A 22,270-nucleotide genomic window follows, 5' to 3' on the forward strand; every position below is an offset into this window, starting at 1 on the left:
AGCAATTGCCGCAATTACCCACAGACTTTTCACGCGGGAGATCATTGCGGACCCTGACACAACCCTGCAAGTCCCGAAATATCAACTGTTTTTGAGGTATCAAGCCAATAGACCGTCCCAACTCCCAGCGGCCGCGCTCCCGCCGCCCATTCCGCCCATCGCTCGTCCCCGAGCCGGGCCTCGCCGTGGATCGCATGCCGCACCCGCCCCTCGTACCGGCGCCTGGCCAGCTCCGGCGGCACCGCGCACCAGACCTCGCGCACCTCGACCGAGGCCTCGACCCCGGCCCGCTCGAGTCCGGCGAGCACCAGCGGCCGCGTCGGCGCCAGCCAGGGGCTCTCCAGCACCGCGCCCCGCCCGGCGCTCGCCAGCAGCGTCCACATGCTCTCCCCTGCGGCCGCGCCCAGCCGCCTGCTCCACTCCCGCTCGCCCATCCCGGGCGGCCGTTCGAGCACGTCGGCCAGCGTCTCCTTGAGGTCGTCCTTGCTGAAGACCGGCAGGCCGAGCACCCGCCCCAGGGCCCGCGCGACCGTGGTCTTCCCGGCCCCAGGCAACCCGTTCACCAGCACCACCATCCGGCACACGGTCAGCCATGCTGCCAGCCCCGCCAGGAAATCTTCGCAACACCCGGAAAACCGCACCTCAGCGCCCCGAAATCCGCCGTCGCGGGCCACCGTCGGAAACGACGTTTCCGCAGGTAGGAGGGGTTTATGAAAGTGACATTCGCGTTTGCCAAACCGGATTGAACCTGCACAAACTTGATTCGATCCTCAATCGCGCCCCCGACCAGGGGTTATTTCGCCATGCCCGGAGAGGCCGACCATGATCCATACCCGGGGACTGACCCGAGTGTTCAAAGTCAAGAAGGAGCGTGTGGAAGCCGTACGCGGCATCGACCTGGAGGTGGAGGCCGGTCAGCTCGTCGCCTTCCTGGGGCCCAACGGCGCGGGCAAGTCCACCACCCTGCGCATGCTCACGACCCTCCTGCCGCCCACCTCGGGCACCGCCATGGTGGCGGGCCACGACGTGGCCAAGGACCCGGCGGGCGTGCGCGCCCGCATCGGCTACGTCGGCCAGCGCAACAGCGCGGGCGAGAACTTCCTCGTCCGCGACGAGCTCGTCACCCAGGGCCGCTGCTACGGCCTGGACTCCAGGCAGGCGACCGCCCGCGCCGAGGAACTGCTCGACCTGCTCGACCTCAGAGCGCTGGCCAAGCGGCGCCCCGGCACGCTCTCGGGCGGCCAACGCCGCCGCCTGGACATCGCGCTCGGCCTCATCCACCGCCCCGGCCTGCTGTTCCTCGACGAGCCCTCGACCGGCCTCGACCCGAAGAGCCGCGCCGAGGTCTGGCAGCACATTCTCCAGCTGCGGGAGACGTACGGGACGACGCTGTTCCTGACCACCCACTACCTGGAGGAAGCCGACAACATGGCCGAACGCGTGGTGATCATCGACAACGGCCGGATCATCGCGGACGGCACCGCTGAGCAGCTCAAGAACGACCTCGCCGGCGACCACATCACGATCACCACCAGCACGGAGGAGGAGGCGCGCAGGGCCGCGGAGCTCGGCGGCGGCGCCGCCGACGGCACCACCGTGCGCCTGCGCGTCCCCAACGCGGCCGCCGCGCTCCCCGACTACCTCAGAACCCTGGACGGCTCCGGCATCAAGGTCACCACCGCCGAGACCATCCGTCCGACGCTCGACGACGTGTTCCTCGCTCTTACCGGGAGAAGCCTTACCGATGACGACATTCTTTCGTGACACCGCCACCGTTTTCTCGCGGGAGTTCAAGCCGGTCATGCGCGACTCGGTCGGGCTGCTGTTCGAGATGGGGCAGCCGCTGCTGTTCCTGTTCCTGTTCGGGTCGCTGCTGGACGGGGCGGTCGGGTCGTCGTGGCAGTGGTTCGTGCCGGGGATCCTGGTCATGATGTGCCTGACGGGCCCCATGTCCGCCGGCTACACCCTGCTGGTCGAGCTGATCGGCGGCTCGCTGGAGCGGCTGATGGTCACCCCGCTGAACCGCACGGCGATGCTGGTGGGCCGGACGTTGAAGACCATGATCGTGCTGCTGGCCCAGGCCGTCCTGATCATCGCGCTGGCCGTCCCCTTGGGCTTCGAGCTGTATCCGGCGGGCGTCGTGGCGGGCCTGGCGCAGCTGGTCGTCTTCGGCGTCGGCCTGGGCTCGCTCTCGTTCGTGCTGGCCATCAAGTCGGCGCCCGGCGGCACGCTCTTCTACATCGTCAGCCAGTCGATCATGTTCCCCCTGCTCCTCCTCTCGGGGATGATGCTCCCCCTGGAGACGGCTCCGGCGTGGCTGCGGACGATCGGGTACGCGAATCCGGTCACGTACATCGTCGAAGGCCAGCGAGCCCTCTTCTCCGGCAACCTGACAAGCCCCTCGATCCTGTACGGAACCGTCGCCGCCTGCGCGATAGCCGCGATCGGCCTGTATCTGGGCAACCGGGCCATGCGCCGGGGTGTCTGAGACCCTTGAGGGATGACTCATCTGACGGTCCCCTGGATCCCCGTACGCCATCGCCTGGACGTGATCCTGTCCCCGGCCCTCCCGCCTGTGGACAAGACCACGTCGGCGTTCGCGTTCGTCTCGGACCAGACCGGCAGAACGCTCATGACATGCGTGGACGAGGAGGGCCGCGGGTGGGACATCCCCGGCGGCCACCTCGAACCCGGCGAAACGGCCCTCGACGCCGCGGCCAGGGAGCTGTACGAGGAGACCGGCCTGCGCCTGCCGGCCACCGCGCTGTCCGCCTTCGCCTGGCAGCGCATCGAGCTCCTGGACGCGGCCCCGGCCGGCTACCGCTACCCGCCGCTGACGTACATGGTGATGTTCAGGGCCCGCCTCCCGCATCCGGGCCGGCCGACCCAACCGCCGGCCGGCTCGGAGAGCACCAGGGCCGACTGGCTCCCGCCATCGGAGATCGCCCGCGTCTGCCCTGATCGCACCTGGTTACCGCTTCTGGACGGCCCGAGTCCGCACTAGCTATTTGGGCGCCTTCTCGGCAAAGAGATAGCCGCCCACGATCACGAACCCGATCTGGAAGAGCCAGAGCCGCACGTCCGCCACCACCGGCGAGTCCGGGGGGTGGCGGGGAGAGATCCACCAGCTCGCTCTTCGGTCGGACGTCCTCGGCCCCCTCGGCCCCGGATCGATCTCCGGCGCCAGACGGCCGACTGGCTCCACTCATGTTTCCTCCATCAGCCCAGTCGTCAGGGCTGACTACGGGGAGGTGCGTTGGACCACCTCAGACTGCGATGGGACCCACCTCGGAGAGCGAGCCACGTGTTTATGTCAGATTTCTGCCGCTTCATGCGGGATTTCTGCCACGCTGCCCGATCGCGCGCCCCTGCGGGATAAGGCACATCCTAGGGGCCTGTGGGATTCGAGCGCGCCTTTAGCCCACATTTCATGATGCCGCGACGCGTACTATTTGCCAGAATTAATCACATATGAGGCGCAGGAGGAGATCTTTCCGCACCGGTATAACGTTCTTCCGTCGAGGTGTGACAGGACAACACTCGGTACGGATCGGACCCGTTCCTCATGGCAAGCCGGCGTGTATAAAAAGCATGCACCTATCGATGAGGACCGAGAGCAGCGAGACGTCGGAGCATCCCCGCCCTCTACTCCACGTGCCCCCTTACCCCCAAGGGCCAGGTGACATGACCATGACGCGTGAGTCCACCGGCAAGGACCCCAGGCTCGAGCAGGAGAGGAGCAACAACAACAGCAATTTCGTCCGGCTGTCCGTCAATCTGAGCCACGAAACAGCGCAGACGTTCAAGGCACTGGCCGAGCGCAAGGGCCTGTCGTTCACCGAGGCGATCCGCCGCGCCATCACGATCTGGAAATTCGTCGAGGACCAGCTCGCGCAGGGCCACGAGCTGGCCATCGTGGAATCCGACGGAAATCCGCGAAAAATACTGTTCCTCTGATCAGCCATTCACCGGGGGCCCTATGACGGAAGAGGCTCTCGGGTGAAGCTCGCGCGGTAGGCCGTGGGAGTGATGCCGACCCGGCTGACCAGGTGTTTGCGGAGGGAGTCCGCGCTGCCCAGGCCGCTCCGCCCGGCCACCTGGTCCATCGGCAGTCCGGTGGTCTCCAGCAGCTCCCTGGCCCGGTCGACGCGCCGGTGCAGCAGCCACTGGAGCGGGCTCAGCCCGGTCTCGGCGTGGAAGCGCCTGGTCAGGGTACGCACGCTGATCCTGGCGTGGCGGGCCAGGTCGGCCAGGGTGAGCGGGCGGTCCAGGTGCTCGAGCGCCCAGGCCCGGGTGGGGGCGAGTGAGGTGCCGCGCTCGGGAGGCAGCGGGGTCTCGATGAACTGGGCCTGCCCGCCCGGCCGTACGGGGGAGACGACCGCGAGCCGGGCGGCCGTGTTGGCCACCGCCGCCCCGTAGTCGAGCCTGATCAGGTGCAGGCACAGGTCGATGGCGGCCGCGGCGCCCGCCGAGGTGAAGATGCCGTCGTCCTCGACGAACAGGACGTCGGGCCGCACGTCGACCGACGGGAAGCGGGCGGCGAGGTCGCCGGCCAGCCCCCAGTGGGTGGTGGCGCGGCGCCCGTCGAGCAGGCCGGCCTGGGCCAGCACGAACGCGCCCGTGCACAACGAGGCGATCCGCGCCCCACCGGCCGCGGCCTTCCGCAGGGCGTCGAGGACCTCCGGGGGAGCCGGCTCGCCGCCGCTGCCGACCGCGATCACCGTGTCGGCCTCCTCCAGCGCCTCCAGGCCGTGCGCCACCACCACGTCGGGGCCCCCGACGGTCGGCACGGGGCCGGGCCGCGCCGTACAGACGCGCACGTCGTAGTGCGGGACGCTGTTGAACACCATGAGCGGGATCGAGACGTCGAAGCCCAGCACGGGAGGGACGATCACTGCGGCGAGGCGGTGCATGGCCAGATCCTCCGGATAGTTGGCATTCCGGCCACTATGCCACGAGGCCGCAGGTCGGCACCGTTGTCATCATGAAATTTCATGTGATCGTGGGTCGCGGGGCCACCGCGTCGAAGACCGCTCTGCTGCTGGCCGAGGACGGCGAGCGGGTACGGATGATCAGCCGCACGGGCGGCGGGCCCGACCACCGGCTCGTCGAGAGGGTCGCCGCGGACGCGACCGACACCGACCGGCTCACCGAGCTGGCCGAGGGGGCGGACACGCTGTTCACCACCGCCGTGCCGCCGTACCACACCTGGCCCGAGCAGTTGCCGATCCTGTCGGCGTCGCTGCTCACCGCGGTGCGGCGGACGGGGGCCGCGTACGTCATGCTCGGCAACATCTACGGTTACGGCCCCGTGGACGGGCCGATCACGCCGCACTTCCCGCTGACGGCGACCGGACCCAAGGGGCGGGCCAGGGCGCGGGCGTGGGAGGAGGCCGCCGCCTCGGGGGTGAAGGTCACCGAGGTGCGGGCCGGCCAGTTCTACGGCGCCGGCGCCTTCTCGGTGTTCAGCCTCCTGGTGCAGCGGCCCGTGCTGGAGGGCCGGCTCGTCCTGGTGCCGCAGGAACTCGACGTTCCGCACAGTTACTCGGCGATCGACGACACCGCGCGCACGCTGGTCGCCGCGAGCCGCGAGGAGCAGGCGTACGGCAGGGCCTGGCACGTGCCCACCGCGACCCTGTCGGTGCGGGAACTGGCCCGGCGGCTCGCGGAACTCTCGGGAGCGCCCGCGCCGCGGCTGGAGGAGATGACGGAACGCGACCTGACCCTGCTCGGGATCACCGATCCGTTGTGGGGGGAGATGCACGAAGTGCTCACCAAGCCGGGCCACCCGCTCGTCCTCGACTTCTCCGAGACCGAGAAGATCCTCGGCGTCGGCGCCACCCCGGTCGATGACGTGCTCCGGCAACTGATCTAGCGTCGCGAGACCGCCGGCTCGTTGAGGCGGTTGCTGAAGCGGGCGAGCATGGCGGTCTGGGACGTCTCGGGGAACAGCCGGGCGATCAGTGGTGGGACGCGCCAGTTCGCGGGGTTGCGCCTGGCCAGCCGGGAGACCAGGGAGATGTACGGGTAGCGGACCTTCTCGTAGGCGCGCAGCCGTACCGCCGGGTCGTCGCCGCCCTTGGCGAGCTCGCGCCCGAGCACCCACGCGTCCTCGAGGGTCTGGTTGGCGCCCTGCCCCAGGGTGGGCGGCATGATGTGGGCCGCGTCGCCGACCAGGGTGATCCGCCCCTTGCCCCACGCCGGGCGCACCTTGGTCCAGTGGTGGCCGAAGAACTCGAGGTCGTCCTCGGTCGCGCCGGCCAGCACCTCGGGGACTGGTGACGCCCAGTGCCCGAACCGCCGCCTCAGCTCGGCCAGCGGCGCCGCCGGCCGCGGATCGGCCGGCGACCAGCGCACGTCGAACCACCACTGCAGCAACCCCTCGCCGGCGGGCATGAGCCCGCACGCGCCCTCGCGCCCCGAGATGATGAGGTGCCGGTGCGTGCCGGCGAGATCGATGTCGATCCGGCTGAGCCCCTGCCAGGTGCCGAAGGTCGCCGGCTGTACGGCGCCGTCGCCCCACAGGCAGCGCCGTACGACCGAGTGGTGGCCGTCGGCTCCGATGAGCAGGTCTCCCCTGGCCGTCGAGCCGTCACTGAAGGTCGCCGTGACCTGGCCGTCGTCCTGGGTCACGCCCCGGCAGGCCAGGCCGTGGCGGACGAGGTCGCCGGGCAGCCCGTCGGCCAGGCGTTCCAGCAGGTGGCGGCGGGGGATCGCCCTGGTCTCGAAGCCGAAGCGGCCGGCCGCGTGGGCGATGTCCATGCTGGTACGCAGCCGCCCGCCGGCGGTCAGCGCGTCGATCCGGTCGATGCGGGCGCCGACGCCGTCGAGGTCGATGCCGAGATCGTGCAGTACGGCGGTGCCGTTGCTCCAGATGAGCACCGCCTTGCCGCCCGTCCGCCGGGCCGGAGCCTGCTCGTAGACCCGCACCCGGTGACCGGCGGCCAGCAGCCCGCGCGCGACGGCCAGGCCGCCCACCCCGGCGCCAATGACGAGAACATCCATATCTCCTCCAAAGCGGAGTATCTTCGATATGAAGATACTCCGTGATGGAGTAGGTTAGGAAAGTGGCCCACGAACATCCAGACGACGTCTTCCGCGAGTTCCTGGTCGCGGTCCTCCTGCACAACGAGGCGGTCGCCGACCGGCTCGGCCTGCAACCCGTCGACGTCGCGGCCGCCATCCTGCTGGAGACGCGCGGGCCGCTCGCCGTGGGGGCGATCTCCGAGGAGCTGGGGCTGCCGTCCGCCTCGGCGACCCGGCTGATCGACAGGCTGGAGAAGGCGGGCTACGTACGGCGGGTGCGCGGCGAACGCGACCGGCGCACGGTCACCGTGGAGCTGGTCGAGGGCGGTCTGGACGACTACAACGCCGCCTGCGAGGCGTCCAGGCGGCACCTGGCGGCGATCAGCGCGCACTACGAGCCGGAGCAGGCGATGGTGATGCTGGACATGTTCAGCCGCGTCACCGAGGCCTACCGACGTGCCACCAAGGAGGTACGGGGGTGAACCCCGCGGAGCTCGCTCACGACGCGCCGAGCCGGACCTCCGCCACCGGTCGCCAGTCCCATGCCGTCTCCGGGCCGTCCTGGTTGACGACGTGGATGCTGCGGATCGTCACCTCGCGCTCCGGAAGGCGCTCGCCGAGCGCGTCGATGATGGGCGCCGCCGGGCCGTCCGCGTTGCTGTAGGCCACGGTGACGTGCGGCAGCCACGTGTCATGGGCGAGCACGCCGTCACGGCCCGTGGCCGCCCTCGTGGCGAACCGCGCCGCCTCCAGCAGTGGCCTCAGCCGCTCGGAGGGCCGCGCCTCCAGCACGACCGCCTCGGGGTGATAGAGCACCCGCCCCAGCGTCACCGTGATCGGCGCGACCCGGGCGAGCTGGCCCGCCGCCTCCGCGGCCATCACGGTCACCTGACGCTCGGTGATCTCGTGCGAGTATCCGGCGACGAACGTGGTGAGGTGGATGAACCGCCGCGGCACCAGATCGAGCCCCGCCAGGCCGGCCAGCCGGTCGTGCGCCTCCTCGACGATGGCCCGCGCCTGCGGGTCCTCCCCCAGCAGAACGTGCCAGTAGAGCCGCCCCTGCCCCGGCGGCAGCATGAGCGATCGGCGCTTCTCCCAGCGATTCGCCATGCGCGTCGGAAGCGGGCTCACGCGTCCTCCTCGGTGGGAGCGGGCAGCTGATCTGCTCACGCAGCGTGGTCACGATATCCGACTCGGTGAGCCGCGGTCACGAGGGGAATCGCGGGACAGCCGCACGTAGGCCCGGTCGTCGAAACTCTCGGCGCCGGCCGCCACCGCCTTGGTGGCCGCGTGCTCCATGATGCGCAGCCGATCGGCCCGTAACGAGGCCCGGAGCTCCGCTTCGGCTGCCGCGAGGGTCTGCGCCGGGCCGAGGTAGCCGTCCGACGCCAGCACCACCTCGTCCACGTCCTCCGCCAGCACGAACGTCTCCACGAACCGCTCCGGGACCGGCCGCCCGTCCAGCAGGCCGTATCCGAAAGGACCGGCTTCATCCCGGTTGGCCAGCACGGCCTGGCGCTCCAGCACCGGCCGGATCAGCGCCCGTCCCGGATCGGTGGCCGCCAGATCCTCCGGGTGTTCTCCCTGCAGCAGCAGGCAGTGCAGGTAGGCGGCCCGGGCGCCGGCCAGCACCGTGTCGATCAGCTTCCCGCCGGGGTGACGACGCCACCCGCCGTCGCGGTGACCCAGGGAGACGTGGACGTCACCCACGCGCCACATCAGCCGCCGCCTCGGCCACACCACCGCCGCGACGGCGGCCGGCGCGAGCAGGTCGTCGTCGGCGACGGCCCACTTGCGGCGCAGCTCCATGAGCTCCGCCGAGACGGCCGCGACCGCCTGCGCCACGGTGACGTCGTCCGGCAGGGTGACGAGGGTCTGCGCGACGCGATCGGCGGCCAGGGCCCCGCCGCTCGCCCCGCCGTAGTCGCGGCCGGACTTGTCGGTGACGCCGTCGATCACCGCCGCGCAGCGGACGCCGCCGCCGTCCTCGATGACGACCACCCGGTCCTCGCCTGGTCCCGCGCCTTTGGCGCGCACCGCGCGCTCGGCCACCCGCCAGCCCGCCACGTGAGCCGCCGCCGGCTCAGGTCGTCCGGAGCAGTGAGACGAGATCGTCCCACCGGGCCATGAGCAGGCCCAGTACGGCGCCGAAGACACCGACGATGGCGACGATGGCCGGATCGAAGGAGCCGTTCACCAAGGAAGCGGCCAGCCCGAGCAGCGCCACCGCGATGAGGATGCCGTTGCGGGCCACGTGCGCCATGCTCAGGGGCGTCCGGGAGGCGCCGAAGCAGCGGCAGGGAACGGCGGCGCCCCTCCGTACCACCATGATGACGGCGACGGTGAGGCAGCCGAGGAGCCCCGCCGCGAGCACGAACGACGCCGATCCGGCCCAGCGAAGGGGGACCGCGGCCAGCACGATGACACCGGCCTCGGCCACCGCCGTCGCCGTCGCGGCCGCCGGCGCCCTGGCGTTGTCGATCACCGCCATCGCCTTGATCGACTGGACGAACTCGTTCCAGGACCGGCGGCTGGAGACCTTGCTCGCCAGCGCGAGGACGAACACCGTGAGCAGCAGCAGTCTGCTCGCCACATCGACGTACTGCATAGACCGCAACCTGCCACGGCCGGGCAAATCCGGCAAGAGCACCACTGCGTTACTCTTCGAAGATCCACGAGCAAGGGGTGGACCGTCGTGCTGATCCGGTTACTCGGCCCGGTGGAGGTGGAGCGCTCGGGGCAGACCCGGCCCGTACGCCCTCCACAGGTCGCGCTCGCCGTCGCCGCGCTCGCTTGGGAGGTCGGCCGGGTCGTGCCGGTCGACACGCTCCTCGCCCGGGTCTGGGGCGAGCAGGTCCCGCCCGGCGCGCGGCGCACCCTGTACACGATCATCACCCGGATCCGGCGCGACGTGCTCGCGGATGAGGGCGCCGTCGTCCGCCGGCTCGGGGGCTACCTGCTCGACGTGGACGAGTCCGCGGTGGACGTGCCACGCTTCCGCGACCTGGCCGACCAGGCGATGGCCGTGCCGGACCCGGTGCCGCCGCTGGGCGCGGCGCTGGCGCTGTGGCGCGGCGATCCGCTGACCGGGCTGCCCGGCGAATGGGCCGAACGGGCCCGCCACCGCCTGCGCGACGAGCGCAGGGAGCTCCTGCTGCGCTGGGCACGGGTGGTGACCGGCCGGGACGCCGCGGCCGCGGTGGCGGCGCTGTCGCCGCTGGCCGAGGAGTACCCACTGGACGAGCTGGTGGCCGCCGCGCTGATCGAGGCGCTGCACGCGTGGGGGCGGACCGCCGAGGCGCTGGCCCATTTCGCCCAGGTACGCCGGACGCTCGCCGAGGAGCTGGGCGTCGAGCCGGGTACGCCGCTGCGGCGCGTCCACCGGAAGCTGCTGCGCTCCGGCGACACGACCGAGACCGCGCGCCCGATCCCGGCACAGCTGCCGGTCGGCCTGCGGCACTTCGTCGGCCGGTCGGCCGAGCTGGACCGGCTGGCCGCGATCGGCGAACAGCCGGCCACCGCGGCGGTCTGCGCGATCTCCGGGCCGCCCGGGGTGGGCAAGTCGTCGCTCGCCCTGCGCTGGGCCCACCTGCACCGCGACCGCTTTCCCGACGGGCAGCTGTACGCCGATCTCAGCACGATCGACCCGGCCGACGGGACCGTGGTCCTGCCCCGGTTCCTCGGCGCGCTCGGGGTCGCGGAGGCGCAGGTGCCGTCGGGCGTGGAGGCGCAGATCGGGCTCTACCGCAGCATGCTGGACTGCCGCCGGGTCCTGGTCGTGCTCGACGACGCCCGCAGCGCCACCCAGGTCCGCCCGCTGCTGGCCACCGCGCCGGGGTGCCTGACGCTGGTGACCGGCCGCTCCGAGCTGTCCGGGCTCGCGGTCACGGCGGGGGCGCACCTGGTCGGCCTGGACGTCCTGCCCGGCGACGACGCGCACGACCTCCTGGTGGCGTGGCTGGGCGAGGCCCGGCCGGCGGCCGAGCCGGAGGCCGCCGCGAACATCATCCGGCGGTGCGGCCGGCTGCCGCTGGCGCTGGCGATCGTCGCGGCGCAGCTGGCGCGGCGCACCGATCTGCCGCTGGCCGAGGCCGCCGCGGACCTCGAGCGGGCCGACGCCGATCTGGAACCGTTCGCGCACAGCGACCCCGCGATCGACCTGCGCCACGTGTTCGAGCGCTCGTACCGGGACCTGCCCGTGCCCGCGGCCCGGCTGTTCCGGCGGCTCGGGCAGCACCCCGGGCCGCACCTGCCGCTGTCGGCGGCGGCGAGCCTGGCCGCCCTGCCGGTGGGGCGCACGCGGGAGCTGGCCGCGCACCTCGACCGCGCCAACCTGGCCGAGATCCGCGCGCCCGGCCGGCTGCGCCTGCACGACCTGCTGCGCGTGTACGCGTCGGAGCAGGCGCGGGCCGCCGACACCCGGGCGGCACGGCGGTCGGCGACGCGGCGGCTGCTGGACTACTACCTGCACTCGGCCTGCGCCGCGAACGGGATGTGTTACCCGCACCGCGACAACCTGCTCCTGGACCCGCCGGCGCGGGGCACCGTGGCGGAGCGGTTCGCCGGGCCGGCGGAGGCCCTGTGGTGGTACGCCGACGCGTCGGTGGCGCTGCCCGCGCTGCTGGCGGAGGCCACCGCGGCCGGGTTCGACGGCCACGCGTGGCAACTGGCGTGGGCGTTCGCGGAGTTCATGCAGCGGCGCGGCCTCTGGGAGGAGATCCTGCGCACCCACGCGGTGGCGCTGGCCGCGGCCGAACGGCTCGGCGACCGGCTGGCCGAGGCCCGCTGCCACAACAGCATCGCCCGCGCCCACGCCCGGCTCGGCCGCGACGGCGAGGCGGTCGAGCACTTCGAGCGGGCGGTCGAGCTGCACCGCGACCTCGGCGAACCCGTCCTGCGCGCGCACGTCCACCTCGGCCTGACCGTCGCGCTGAGCCGGACGCGACCCGATGAGGCGCTGAGCCACACCCTGCACGCGCTGGAGCTGTTCCGGCAGGCCGGCGACGTCGGCGGGGAGGCGCGGGCGTTGAACAACTCCGGCTGGCTGCGGGCCCAGCTCGGCGAGTACGACGAGGCGCTGGCCGACTGCCGCCGGTCCCAGCGGCTCCTCGCCGGCCTCGGATACACCCAGGGCGAGGGGCACGCGTGGGACAGCGTCGCCCACGTCCTGCACCTCAAGGGCGACTACGCGCAGGCGGTGGCCTGCTTCGAGCGGGCGGCCGAGCTGCTGCGCGACTGCGACGACCCGCACGCGGCCGCCGAGACGCTGGTCCGCCTGGGCGAGACGCACATCGCGGCCGGTGACCTCGCGGCCGCGCTCGACGTCTGGAAGCAGGCGGCGGAGTTCTTCGACGCCGTCGGCGACGCGCAGGCGGCGAAGGTCCGCGACCGCATCGTCTCCTTCCACCGTCCCTGATCCGCACGCGCCTGCGATCGCCCGCCTGACCTGCCGAAACAGGCCGTTAAGAATTCATTGAGAAATCGCTCAGGCCTCTGGCGCACGCTGCGACGGGCGGCGGGACGACGGCGTGGTCCGGCGTACCGCTTCCGCACGGGCGGGCGCCGTCCCGCCGGAACAACCGAAAGGAAAGTTCGATGCGCGTCGTGACCAGAATGGCCGACCGGCTCCTCGAGCTGATCGCGCCGCACTCCGTGGCCAGGGCTACCGACTGCGGTTATGAGTGCTGCAGTTTCCCGGCGTTCACCGCGAAGTACTGCTGCTACTACCCGAACGGCAGCCGCAGTTGCGGCGGCTGCAAGAGCTACATCTACTGCTCGTGACCGCACGTTGAGCGGGTGCCCGGCTGGCGGGCCGGCCGGGCCCTTTACACGGAAGGTTGTCTCATGCCCTATTTGATCGCCGTCGTGGCCCTCGTCGGCGCATTGTGCCTCGTGGATCTGGTGTTGACCCTCGGCGTGGTCCGGCGGCTTCGGGAGCACACCAAGCTGCTGGACGGACTGTATGAAGCCGTCGACCTGATGGGCGGCCCGTCCGGGCCGGGCGCGGGGCCGGCCGTCGGCGACGTCGCCGGTGATTTTGAGGCGACGACGGTGGACGGGAGCCCTCTCACCCGGGATCTCCTGCCGGACGGGACGGTCGTCGCGTTCTTGTCGCCCGATTGTCGCGGCTGCCATGAGAAGCTTCCCGACTTCGCCTCGTGGGCCGCGGACCAGGACCGCTCGCGGGTGCTGGCGGTGGTCGACAACCGATCGGGGGACCCCGCGGACATGGTCAGCGCTCTGAAGCCCGTGGCACAGGTGATCGTGGACAGCGCTGTGAGCAACGCGTTCGGCGTGCACTCGTTCCCGACGTTCCTCCAGGTGACCGCGGGCGGCAGGCTGCTCGCGGTGGCGCCCGAGATCTCCCGGCTGCCGGCCGGGTCGCCTGCGTGAGCGAGCCGGCGCCGACGTCGCGGGGGCTGGCCAGGAGCGCGGCACGCGCCGCCGCGACGGTGTGGCGGTCGGCGCCCGTCCACGTCCTTGCCTACCTGGCGGTCACGCTGGTGGGCTCGGCCACCCCGATCGCCGTGGCCTGGCTGACCAAGGCCGTGCTGGACGGGGTGGCGCTACGGCAGACCGACACGCTGCTCGCCCTGGCGGCTGCTGTCGCCGCCGTCACCACGGTCGCCGCCGTGGCGGCGCACGCGGGACATTACCTGCGTGCCGAGGCGGATCGCAGGACGGCGCTGCACGCGAAGGACGAGCTGTTCGCGGCGGTCTCCGGCTTCACCGGTCTGGCCAGGTTCGAGAGCCCGGCATTCCTTGACCGGCTGCGGCTGGCCCAGCAGAGCGCGAGCAACCCCGGCAGGCTGGTGGACACCGCGCTCACCACCGCTCGCAGCGCGGTGACGGTCGCCGGCTTCGTCGCGTCCCTGGCACTCGTCAACTCCGCCTTCACCATCCTGGTCGTGTTGTCGGCCCTGCCGGCGCTGCTCATCGAGCTGCGGATGTCGCGGCAACGGAACACGATGTTGTGGCGGATCGGGCCGGCCGAGCGTCGCGAAGGGTTCTACGCGCACCTGATGTCCACCGCGGACGCCGCCAAGGAGATCCGCCTGTTCGACCTCGGCGCCTTCTTGCGGCTTCGCATGCTGGCCGAGCTGCGCACCGCGAACGCCGAACGCCGCCGGATGGATCGGCGGGAGCTCCGCATCCACGCGAGTCTGTCAGGCGCCTCGGCGATCGTGGCGGGAGCGGGCCTCATCTGGGCGATCCTGGCGGCGGGGCAGGGGCGGCTCAGCGTCGGCGACGTGGCGATGTTCGTGGCGGCGGTCGCCGGCGTGCAGGCGGCGCTGGACAGCATGGTGTCGGCCGGCGTGATGGCGTACGAGCACCTGCTGACCCTTCATCACCACGTCGAGATCGTGACCGCCGAGTCCGATCTGCCGGCGGCGGGCGCTCACCCGTCGCTGCCGCCCCTGCGCCGGGGCATCGAGCTGCGCGACGTCTGGTTCCGCTACAGCCCGGACCATCCGTGGATCCTGCGCGGCGTCAACCTGTTCATCCCGAACGGGTGCACGGTCGCGCTGGTCGGGCGCAACGGCGCCGGCAAGAGCACGTTGGTGAAGCTCCTGTGCCGCTTCTACGACCCGACGCGCGGGGCGGTCCTGTGGGACGGCGTGGACATCCGCGACGTGCCGCCGGAGACGCTGCGTGCCCGGATCGGCGCCGTCTTCCAGGACTTCGTGTCGTACGAGCTGACGGCGACCGACAACATCGCCGTGGGCGACCTCTCCGCCGCCCAGGACCCGGCGCGGATCGAGCGGGCGGCGCGGGACGCCGGGATCCACGACGTGGTCGCGGCCCTGCCGCACGGCTACCGCACGCTGCTGAGCCGTGGATTCCCCCAGGACCCGGACGACGAGCAGGACGACGCCGACGCCGGAGTGCTGCTCTCCGGCGGGCAGTGGCAGCGGCTGGCGCTGGCCAGGGCGTTCCTGCGCCGCGACCGGGACCTGATGATCCTCGACGAGCCCAGCGCCGGCCTGGACCCCGAGGCCGAGTACGAGGTGCACGGCCGGCTCGCCACGCTGAGGTCGGGGCGGACCAGCGTGGTCATCACCCATCGGCTCGGCGCGATCCGCACGGCCGACCGGATCGTGGTGCTGACCGACGGCGTCGTCACGGAGCAGGGCACGCATGCCGCCCTGCTGGCCGAGGGCGGCACCTACGCCGAGTTGTTCGCCCGGCAGGCGACCGGCTACCGGGACGACGTGGAGCTGTCGCGGTGACCGGCGCGATCGTCGTGCTGGCGGCCGTCGGCGTCGCTCTCGCCGTTTTCCGGGTGCGCCGGCGATACCTGGTGGTGACCGTCCAGGGGGAGAGCATGCTGCCGGCGTACCGGCCGGGTGAGCGCGTCCTCGTACGGCGGACGCCGCCGGGATCGCTGCGCCCCGGGCAGGTCGTCGTGCTGAGCGGCTTCGCCCACGCCCGGCCGAGCGAGCGCCGGCGGGAAGCGCACCAGCACCTGGGCGCGGGCCCGGGCTGGATCATCAAGCGCGTCGCGGCCGTCCCGGGTGACCCGATCCCGCGCGAGACCGTCCCCGCGCTGCGGACCGAACCGGGCACGCGGGTGCCGGCCGGACGCCTGGTGGTGCTGGGCGACAATCCGGACCACTCGCTCGACTCCCGGCAGTCCGGCTATCTGACGGCGGATCGCCTGTTCGGCGTGGTGCTGCGCAAGATCGCTCAGCCGATGTCGGCGCCCTCGCGGTAGCCGCTGGCCTGGGTGGCGAACAGGTGGGCGTACCGGCCGCCCAGCGCGATCAGCTCGTCGTGGGTGCCCTGCTCGACGATCCGGCCGTCGCCGAGCACCACGATCAGGTCGGCGTCGCGGACCGCTCCGAGCCGGTGCGAGACCAGCAGGCTGGTGTTGCCCGCGCGGTGCTCGCGCAGCCGGCGGTGCACCTCGTACTCGGCCTGCGCATCCAGGCCGGAGCTGGGCTCGTCGAGGATGAGCAGGTCGCGGCGCTCGCGCACCAGCGCTCGGGCCAGGGCCAGGCGCTGCCACTGGCCCCCGGAGAGCGTCACGCCCGCCTGCGGGTCGTCGTCGTCCTCGGGGCCGAAGAAGACGCGGCTCAGCATGGTGTCGTAGCCCCGGGGCAGTGCCTGGACGGTTTCGTGCGCGCCCGCCAGCTCGGCGGCGGTCCGGAGCCTGGCGCGGTCGGACATCGCCTCGACCTCGCCCACCCCGATGTTCTCCGCCGCGGTCAGGTCGTAGCTCATGTAGTCCTGGAAGAGCACGCCCATCCTGGCGCGCAGCTCGGCGGGTGGCACGTCGCGGATGTCGATGCCGTCCCAGAGGATCGCGCCGCGCGTCGGGTCGTAGAAGCGGCACAGCAGCTTGATCAGCGTGCTCTTGCCGGCCCCGTTGAGCCCCACCAGCGCGACGGAGGCGCCGTGGGGGATCGTCAGGTCCACCCCCCGCAGCACCCAGGGATGGCTCTCGTCGTACCGGAACCACACGTCGTGCAGCTCGATGCCGCGGCGCAGCGCGGGCAGCGGCTCCGGTTCGCCGGGCGTGGGCAGGTCGCCGGGCAGCGCCATGACCCGTTCGTGGTGGGCGAACAGGAGCAGCGCCTGGCGGGCGTTCGCGGCGTTGTCCACGGTGGCGGTCAGCGCGGCCTGCGTGCCCGCCACGGCGGCGGCGAACGCGGTCACGTCGCCGAGGGTGAGCCGGCCGTCGAGGGCGGAGTACACGGCCCAGAGCAGCCCGGCGCCGCTGACCGCGGCGGAGAGCGCCGCGAGCGCCGACTGCGTGAGCGCCTCCCGCCGGTCCAGCCGCCGATCCCCCGCCTGCAGGACGGCCAGCTCGCCGAGCACCCGGCGCTTGAGGAAGTCGCCGAGCCCGAAGAGCCGGACCTCCTTGGCGGCCTCGACGTCGGTGATCAGGGAGGAGTAGAAGATCTGCCGCCGGGCCGCGGCGGACTGCCCGGCGATCATCTTGATCCGCCGCTTCTCCAGGGACATCCTCGCCGCGAGGACGGGCAGCGCCGCGAGCGCCACCAGGCCCGCCATGAGCGGGCTCAGCACGGCGAGGGCGACGAGGAGCCCGGTCAGGGCGATGACGTTGCGCCCGAGGTCGAACAGGCCCGAGGTGATCGGCCCCATCGCGTTGCCCGTCGCCTGCGCGGCCATGCGCAGCTCGTCGAGGAACACCGGATTCTCGAACCGCGACAGGCCGTGGAACGTGTTCACCCGCGTGTACAGGCGATCCTGCAGCAGCAGGTCCAGCCGTCGATCCGTCTCGCCCCGCAGATAGCCGGTCAGCTGCGGCAGCACCCCGGCGACCAGCCCCAGCACGACGAGGCCCGCGACCGGGGTGAGCACACGTTCCGGCCGGCCTGTCGCCAGCCCGTCGACGAGCGTCTTGGTCGCCCACACGGTGGCCGAGGGCAGCAGTCCGGCCAGGACGGTGGCGACCAGCTGGCACACCGCCGACACCGGCCCGGCCCGCCAGCACAGCAGCGCCAGGGTGGCGGCGCGACGGGTCACTTCGCCGGTGCCATGGCGGCGAGGTCGGTCAGCTCGGTGTCCGCGGCCACGACCCTGCCGTCCTGGTCGGTCCGCAGGAACGTGGGGAAGGCGTGGATGTCGAGAGCCTGCACGATGCGCAGCGCGTCCTCGCCCGTGACGACGCTCGCCACGCCGCCCACCACCTCGACCAGGTCCGCGGTCTCCTCGACGGCGCCGGAGATGACCGCCAGGGCACTCTGCCCCTTGGCCTCCGCGGCGAACTGCGGCGCGCGCTCATGGCAGGTGTCACAGCCGACGTCGAAGAAGCCCACGAGCCGCGGCCCCGCCACGTCCTGCGGCAGCGTGCGCCCGACCAGCACGCGGGGATCGTACGGCATGAGCGTCGACGTCCCCGCGAGGCGTTCCAGCTCGGCGGTGTGCGCGCGCAGCCGGCGCAGCACCCCCAAGGTGAGCACCAGGTCCAGCAGGCACAGCAGGCCGACCAGCACGACGGCGACGATCAGGAAAGGCATCGGACAACCCCTCTTCAGGCGGTGAACAGCTCCAACAGGTCGTCGAGGCGCACCACGAGCAGAGCGCCCACGGCGGCGGCGACGAGAGCGAGCGCGACACCGGCCGGATGCGCCACCGCCGCGCCGGACGCGGCCCATGCGGCGAGCCCGGTGGCGCCGGACGCCGCCAGGACGAGATTGCGGATCACGTGTGGCCGGCCGAGCGGCGTGACGGACGCGCCGAAGCACCGGCACGGCGCCTGCCGCCCCCGGCGCAGGGCGGCGAGGATGCCGCCGGTCAGCGCGGCGAGCGTGCCCACCGCGACCGCGAACCCCAGCGGTACGGTCCACGGCAGCGCCAGCAGGACGACCGAGGCGGCCTCCGCCGCCACCAGGGCGTGCGCGGCCATGGTGGACACGGCTCGCGGAAGGATCTTGAGGACCACGATCGAGGACACGTACTCGCCGTACGCCGATCGGCCGCGTACCTTCCCCGCGATCGCGATCGCGAAGACGGCGGCCAGCAGCGCCCGGCACATGATCATGAGATAGAGCACGGCGTCACCCTCGTGTCCGGGGACCGGCGGCGGAGGAGGCCGCCGCCGGTCCGCGCGTTCTACCTAGCCGCCGCAGACCCTGAAGGCGTAGCAGGACCCGCAGCGGGTCGTGCCGCCGGCGGTCGTGCAGATCTTCCTGAAGTCGGAACGCTCCCTGCAGTAGCAGTGCACGTACCACTCCGCGGCCGCCTTGGCGGACGCCTTCGGGACGAGCCTGTCGAGAATCCTGTCGCCGAGCTTGCCCAAGACAGAAGTCATGTTCGCTCCTTGTATAGCGATGCGGTCAGGCCGAAACGCTATTTGGGGGACATACAGCGACCGATACAGCCGCGCTACACCTGGGCGGTGAGCAGCCTTTCCAGCACCGGGTCAAGGCGCATCGACGGATCCGCGAACAGTTCCTCGGCCCGCCGGGCGTCCCCCGCGGCACGCGGGTCGCCCGACGCCGTCCTGGCCCTGGCGAGCTGGCGGGTGCAGGCGGCGTAGCCGTACGCGTCGCCGATCTGGGCGGCCAGCTCCAGGGCCCTGACCAGGTCGCGCTCGGCCGCGGTGAGAGCGCCCTGCCGCAGCCGGATCTCGGACCTGCTGAGCAGCACCTCCCACTCGTCCTCCCGGTTGCCGGTCTCCTCACAGCGGGCCAGCGCCTCGTCCATCGCGGCCAGCGCCTCGTCCCGCCGGTCGAGCAGGCAGTAGGCGCGGCCGAGCGCCGCCAGCGTGATGCTCTCGCCGTTCAGGTCGCGATCGGCCCGGCGGACGGTCAGGCACCGTTCGAAGCGGTCCACCGCCTCGGCGTCCCTGCCCAGCTGGAGCAGGAGCTCGCCCAGGCTGTGGCCGACCAGCCCGACGCGCCTGGACCCGTGCGTCTTGAGCAGCCGCAGGCTCGCGCTGATGCGGCCGAGGGCCGCGTTGAGGTCGCCGGTCTGCATGTGCAGCCAGCCGAGGTTGTGCAGCGCCATCCCTTCCTCCTCGCGGTTGCCCAGGTCGCGCCAGAGCTCGAGCGCGCGCCGCATATGGCCGCCGGCCGCCTCCCCCTGACCGGCTCGCCACTCCAGCAGCCCCAGGGTCGCGAGCGTGGACGCCTCCGCGCCGCGGTCGCCGTCGCGCCGCGCCACCTCGATGGCCAGCCGCGCGATGGTCTCCAGCTCCCGCCAGTAGCCGCCCTTCATCACCGTGGCCTTGACCAGGGTCATCAGCTCGATGGCGAAGCGCGCCGTTCCCGGCTCCCCGCGCGCGGCCTGGACGGCGGCCGCGACCAGGCAGTGCAGCTCCGTGTCGAGCCACCGCACGGCCGCGGCGGGGTCACGCAGCACCAGGCCGGGATCGCGCCGGCGCTCCCGGCTCCCGCCGCCGGCTCGCAGGTGCGACTGCAGCAGGTCGCGCAGCTGGTGGCAGAGGTCGAGATACCAGTCCAGGGCCCGCCGTACGGCCAGGTCCAGGTCTGCCGGCGAGTCGTGGGAGGCGGCCAGCTCCCCCGCGAAGAGCCGCAGCAGGTCGTGCGTGCGGAACCGGCTCTCGCCGACCGGCTCGATCAGGCGCGCCTCGACCAGCTCGTCGAGCACGGTCTCGGCGGTCTTCAGTTCGACGTCGGCCAGCGCGGCGACGAGCTCGACGCCCACCTCCGGCACCTCCAGCACGCCGAACAGGCGGAAGACGGTCCTCGCGGCGCTCGTCAGGGTCGCGTAGCCGACCTCGAAGCAGGAGCGGACGCGCAGGTCGGCTGCCTGCAGCTCGTCCAGCCGCCGCCGCTGGTTGCTCAGGCGCTCGTTGAAGCCCGCCAGCGACCAGTCCGGCCGGCCCGCGAGGCGGGCGCCGGCGATGCGCAGCGCCAGCGGATGGTGGCAGCACCAGCGCGCGATCTCGGCCGCCGCCTCCTTCTCGGCGGCCACGCGCGCCTGACCGGCCAGCAGCGCCAGCATCCGTACCGACTGCTCCTCGTCGAACATGTTCACGGCGATCGGTACGGCGTCCAGCGTCGTCAGGACCGACCGGCTAGTGACCAGCGCCGCGCAGCCACCGCCCGCCGGCAGCAAGGGAGCCACCTGGGCGGCGCCGACGGCGTTGTCGAGGACGACCAGGACGCGCCGGTCGGCCAGCACCGACTGGTAGAGGGCGGCCGCCTCCGCCGGCGCCGCGGGCACCTCGCCCGGAGGCACCCCCAGCGCGCGCAGGAAGCGGCCGAGCACCTCGTCAGGGCGCAACGGCGACAGGCTCGGTGTCGATCCCTGGAGGTCGGCGTAGAGGTGGCCGTCGGGGTACCGGTCGGCCACGCCGTACGCCGCCTTCATGGCGAGCGTCGACTTGCCGATCCCGCCGGGGCCGTGCAGCGCCAGCACGGGCGGCCCCGCGCCGGCGCCCAGCACGGCGTGGATCCGGGCGAGCTCGGCCGTGCGGCCCACGAACACGCTCGGCGCGCGCGGCAGCTGGCGCGGCCGGGACCGCCCGTCGTCGGCGGGGGCCTCTTCCTCCGACAGCAGGGCCGGGTCCCTGCGCAGGATCAGCTGATGCAGTCTGCGCAGGTCAGGACCCGGATCGATGCCCAGCTCGTCGGCGAGGACCTTCCGGGCGGCCCCGAACGCGTCCAGCGCGCCGACCACGTCACCGCTCTGGTAAAGGGCCACCATGAGCTGGCCGTGCAGCCGCTCGCGCAGCGGGTACTGCCCGATCACCTCGCGCAGCCGCTTGGCCGCCGTCGCGTGCCTGCCGAGGGCGAGCTGGATGTCCGCGTGCTCCTCCACCACGCTCAGGTAGTGGTCGGTCAGGCGCGCGACCACCTCCCGCAGCGTCGGCCCCAGCGGCACGTCCTCGGCCGCCATCCCCTGCCACAGCGCGAGGGCCCGGGTGTAGGAGTCCAGGGCGGTGCTGAGATCGCGCCTGCCCAGCGCCTGGCGGGCGTGCGCGGACAGCGCCTCGAACTGGAAGAGGTCGAATTCCTCTGGCTCGACCCGCAACAGGTAACCGGCGTCCGAGGTCACCAGCCGCTCCACGGCCGGGTCGGCCGCGGGCGGCATCAGCTTGCGCAACTGCATGAGGTACGTACGCAGGTTCGCCACCGCGGAGCGGGGCGGCTGGTCCTCCCAGACCTCCGCCACCAGCGACCGGATCGGTACGACGTGGCCCGCCCGGGCGAGCAGCATGGCGAGGACGGTCCGCTGCTTGGGCGCCGTGATCATCGCCCATCCCGCCGGCGGGTCGTCGCCCTCGATCCGCAGCGGTCCGAGCATCCGGAACTTCACGTCCCGCCGCCTACAGGGCAGACCCGCCCAGCCGGCGCAGCGCTACCCCGAGCAGGCGATCGGCCGGGAAGAAACCGCGCTGCCGCGAGTCGACGCTGCGGGGGTTGTCGCCGTAGACCACCAGCGCACCCGCGGGCACGCGTTCCGCGGCGCCGTCCACGTCCGGCGGCACCGGGTCACCCGGCAGGGCGACGGCGCGCTTGATGTTCCAGCGCGTGCCGTCCACACCCGCTCGTGGGTCGGACGGAGGTTCGAGCACCACGACATCGCCCCGGGCCACCTGGCCGATCCGGCGCCGCCGGACCAGCACCCGGTCGCCGTCGTGCAGGGTCGGAGCCATGCTCGTCCCCTCGACGGTGACCACCACGTAGCGCCGGCGGGCCACCAAGGCGCCGGCCGCCGCCGCGAGCACCCCGGCGAGCAATCCCATGCTGATCAGCTTCATCCGCTTTTCCACCGCCGGCCCCAGGGAAATATTGATCTTTAT

General features: G+C 72.4%; 24 protein-coding genes. 11 read left to right on the forward strand and 13 right to left on the reverse strand.

Annotation, left to right across the window (positions count from 1 at the left end):
• Positions 1 to 41: 41 nt before the first annotated feature.
• Positions 42 to 575 carry an ATP-binding protein gene (locus AB0L65_RS58835; RefSeq protein WP_364265677.1) on the reverse strand — a complete coding sequence of 178 codons (534 nt, stop codon included), beginning with the start codon at positions 573 to 575 and terminating at the stop codon, positions 42 to 44.
• Positions 576 to 822: 247 nt separating this feature from the next.
• On the opposite strand from AB0L65_RS58835, the gene AB0L65_RS58840 reads away from it, so the two are divergent.
• From AB0L65_RS58840 to AB0L65_RS58850, 3 genes are read left to right on the forward strand one after another with little or no spacing between them, the layout of a single operon-like run.
• Entirely contained in the window at positions 823 to 1,764 is a 942-nt protein-coding gene (locus tag AB0L65_RS58840; RefSeq protein ID WP_364265678.1) for an ATP-binding cassette domain-containing protein, read from the forward strand.
• Complete coding sequence (locus AB0L65_RS58845) at positions 1,745 to 2,488, forward strand: ABC transporter permease (RefSeq protein ID WP_364265680.1); 744 nt, start codon at positions 1,745 to 1,747, stop codon at positions 2,486 to 2,488. The genes AB0L65_RS58840 and AB0L65_RS58845 overlap by 20 nt, the downstream gene beginning before the upstream one ends.
• A gap of 12 nt (positions 2,489 to 2,500) precedes the next feature.
• A complete protein-coding gene (locus tag AB0L65_RS58850) occupies positions 2,501 to 3,004 on the forward strand; it encodes an NUDIX hydrolase (RefSeq protein ID WP_364265682.1) in 504 nt (167 codons plus the stop codon).
• On the opposite strand, the gene AB0L65_RS58855 is transcribed toward AB0L65_RS58850, so the two are convergent.
• Positions 3,005 to 3,205 (reverse strand): hypothetical protein, encoded by a 201-nt coding sequence (locus AB0L65_RS58855; RefSeq protein ID WP_364265684.1) that lies wholly within the window; start codon positions 3,203 to 3,205, stop codon positions 3,005 to 3,007.
• Positions 3,206 to 3,684: 479 nt separating this feature from the next.
• On the opposite strand from AB0L65_RS58855, the gene AB0L65_RS58860 reads away from it, so the two are divergent.
• A complete protein-coding gene (locus AB0L65_RS58860; protein ID WP_355206940.1) occupies positions 3,685 to 3,957 on the forward strand; it encodes a ribbon-helix-helix protein, CopG family in 273 nt (90 codons plus the stop codon).
• 20 nt (positions 3,958 to 3,977) lie between these two features.
• Here the strand turns inward: AB0L65_RS58860 and AB0L65_RS58865 are convergent, their stop codons facing one another.
• Positions 3,978 to 4,913, reverse strand: coding sequence for a helix-turn-helix domain-containing protein (locus tag AB0L65_RS58865; RefSeq protein WP_364265686.1), 936 nt, complete (start codon positions 4,911 to 4,913; stop codon positions 3,978 to 3,980).
• Positions 4,914 to 4,984: 71 nt separating this feature from the next.
• Between AB0L65_RS58865 and AB0L65_RS58870 the strand changes: the two genes are divergently transcribed.
• Entirely contained in the window at positions 4,985 to 5,875 is an 891-nt protein-coding gene (locus tag AB0L65_RS58870; RefSeq protein ID WP_364265688.1) for an NAD-dependent epimerase, read from the forward strand.
• Here AB0L65_RS58870 and AB0L65_RS58875 read toward each other — a convergent pair.
• Complete coding sequence (locus AB0L65_RS58875) at positions 5,872 to 7,005, reverse strand: FAD-dependent monooxygenase (RefSeq protein WP_364265690.1); 1,134 nt, start codon at positions 7,003 to 7,005, stop codon at positions 5,872 to 5,874. The genes AB0L65_RS58870 and AB0L65_RS58875 overlap by 4 nt on opposite strands.
• Positions 7,006 to 7,067: 62 nt before the next feature.
• On the opposite strand from AB0L65_RS58875, the gene AB0L65_RS58880 reads away from it, so the two are divergent.
• On the forward strand, positions 7,068 to 7,508 hold the full coding sequence (locus tag AB0L65_RS58880; RefSeq protein ID WP_364265692.1) for a MarR family transcriptional regulator: 441 nt from the start codon (positions 7,068 to 7,070) through the stop codon (positions 7,506 to 7,508).
• Positions 7,509 to 7,524: 16 nt separating this feature from the next.
• On the opposite strand, the gene AB0L65_RS58885 is transcribed toward AB0L65_RS58880, so the two are convergent.
• The 3 genes from AB0L65_RS58885 to AB0L65_RS58895 are packed head-to-tail and all read right to left on the reverse strand — an operon-like array spanning position 7,525 to position 9,634.
• Positions 7,525 to 8,157 carry a 2'-5' RNA ligase family protein gene (locus tag AB0L65_RS58885; RefSeq protein WP_364265694.1) on the reverse strand — a complete coding sequence of 211 codons (633 nt, stop codon included), beginning with the start codon at positions 8,155 to 8,157 and terminating at the stop codon, positions 7,525 to 7,527.
• Between the two features lie 48 nt (positions 8,158 to 8,205).
• Positions 8,206 to 9,093: a hypothetical protein gene (locus AB0L65_RS58890; protein ID WP_364265696.1), complete on the reverse strand. Its 888-nt coding sequence runs from the start codon at positions 9,091 to 9,093 to the stop codon at positions 8,206 to 8,208.
• 16 nt (positions 9,094 to 9,109) lie between these two features.
• Positions 9,110 to 9,634, reverse strand: a complete 525-nt coding sequence (locus tag AB0L65_RS58895) for a MauE/DoxX family redox-associated membrane protein (protein ID WP_364265698.1) — start codon at positions 9,632 to 9,634, stop codon at positions 9,110 to 9,112.
• Positions 9,635 to 9,721: 87 nt separating this feature from the next.
• On the opposite strand from AB0L65_RS58895, the gene AB0L65_RS58900 reads away from it, so the two are divergent.
• The 5 genes from AB0L65_RS58900 to AB0L65_RS58920 all read left to right on the forward strand — a co-directional run bounded on the left by AB0L65_RS58900 (position 9,722) and on the right by AB0L65_RS58920 (position 15,742).
• Positions 9,722 to 12,442 (forward strand): tetratricopeptide repeat protein, encoded by a 2,721-nt coding sequence (locus AB0L65_RS58900; protein WP_364265700.1) that lies wholly within the window; start codon positions 9,722 to 9,724, stop codon positions 12,440 to 12,442.
• Positions 12,443 to 12,621: 179 nt separating this feature from the next.
• Positions 12,622 to 12,807: a hypothetical protein gene (locus AB0L65_RS58905; RefSeq protein ID WP_350733697.1), complete on the forward strand. Its 186-nt coding sequence runs from the start codon at positions 12,622 to 12,624 to the stop codon at positions 12,805 to 12,807.
• Positions 12,808 to 12,870: 63 nt separating this feature from the next.
• A complete protein-coding gene (locus AB0L65_RS58910) occupies positions 12,871 to 13,419 on the forward strand; it encodes a hypothetical protein (protein WP_364265702.1) in 549 nt (182 codons plus the stop codon).
• A complete protein-coding gene (locus AB0L65_RS58915; protein WP_364265704.1) occupies positions 13,416 to 15,257 on the forward strand; it encodes an ABC transporter ATP-binding protein in 1,842 nt (613 codons plus the stop codon). The genes AB0L65_RS58910 and AB0L65_RS58915 overlap by 4 nt, the downstream gene beginning before the upstream one ends.
• Positions 15,254 to 15,742 carry a S26 family signal peptidase gene (locus AB0L65_RS58920; RefSeq protein WP_364265706.1) on the forward strand — a complete coding sequence of 163 codons (489 nt, stop codon included), beginning with the start codon at positions 15,254 to 15,256 and terminating at the stop codon, positions 15,740 to 15,742. The genes AB0L65_RS58915 and AB0L65_RS58920 overlap by 4 nt, the downstream gene beginning before the upstream one ends.
• Here AB0L65_RS58920 and AB0L65_RS58925 read toward each other — a convergent pair.
• The 6 genes from AB0L65_RS58925 to lepB all read right to left on the reverse strand — a co-directional run bounded on the left by AB0L65_RS58925 (position 15,715) and on the right by lepB (position 22,228).
• Positions 15,715 to 17,520, reverse strand: coding sequence for an ABC transporter ATP-binding protein (locus tag AB0L65_RS58925; RefSeq protein WP_364265708.1), 1,806 nt, complete (start codon positions 17,518 to 17,520; stop codon positions 15,715 to 15,717). The two genes, AB0L65_RS58920 and AB0L65_RS58925, sit on opposite strands and share 28 nt — an antisense overlap.
• Positions 17,517 to 18,014 carry a hypothetical protein gene (locus tag AB0L65_RS58930; RefSeq protein ID WP_364265710.1) on the reverse strand — a complete coding sequence of 166 codons (498 nt, stop codon included), beginning with the start codon at positions 18,012 to 18,014 and terminating at the stop codon, positions 17,517 to 17,519. Before AB0L65_RS58930 ends, AB0L65_RS58925 begins: the two co-directional genes overlap by 4 nt.
• A gap of 14 nt (positions 18,015 to 18,028) precedes the next feature.
• Positions 18,029 to 18,550 carry a MauE/DoxX family redox-associated membrane protein gene (locus tag AB0L65_RS58935; protein WP_364265712.1) on the reverse strand — a complete coding sequence of 174 codons (522 nt, stop codon included), beginning with the start codon at positions 18,548 to 18,550 and terminating at the stop codon, positions 18,029 to 18,031.
• 63 nt (positions 18,551 to 18,613) lie between these two features.
• Positions 18,614 to 18,808, reverse strand: coding sequence for a hypothetical protein (locus AB0L65_RS58940; protein ID WP_192789616.1), 195 nt, complete (start codon positions 18,806 to 18,808; stop codon positions 18,614 to 18,616).
• 74 nt (positions 18,809 to 18,882) lie between these two features.
• On the reverse strand, positions 18,883 to 21,783 hold the full coding sequence (locus AB0L65_RS58945; RefSeq protein ID WP_364265714.1) for a BTAD domain-containing putative transcriptional regulator: 2,901 nt from the start codon (positions 21,781 to 21,783) through the stop codon (positions 18,883 to 18,885).
• Between the two features lie 10 nt (positions 21,784 to 21,793).
• A complete protein-coding gene (lepB, locus tag AB0L65_RS58950; protein ID WP_364265716.1) occupies positions 21,794 to 22,228 on the reverse strand; it encodes a signal peptidase I in 435 nt (144 codons plus the stop codon).
• Between the last annotated feature and the right edge of the window lie 42 nt (positions 22,229 to 22,270).

It is taken from the genome of Nonomuraea sp. NPDC052116, assembly GCF_040680035.1.
Taxonomy (GTDB): domain Bacteria; phylum Actinomycetota; class Actinomycetes; order Streptosporangiales; family Streptosporangiaceae; genus Nonomuraea; species Nonomuraea angiospora_A.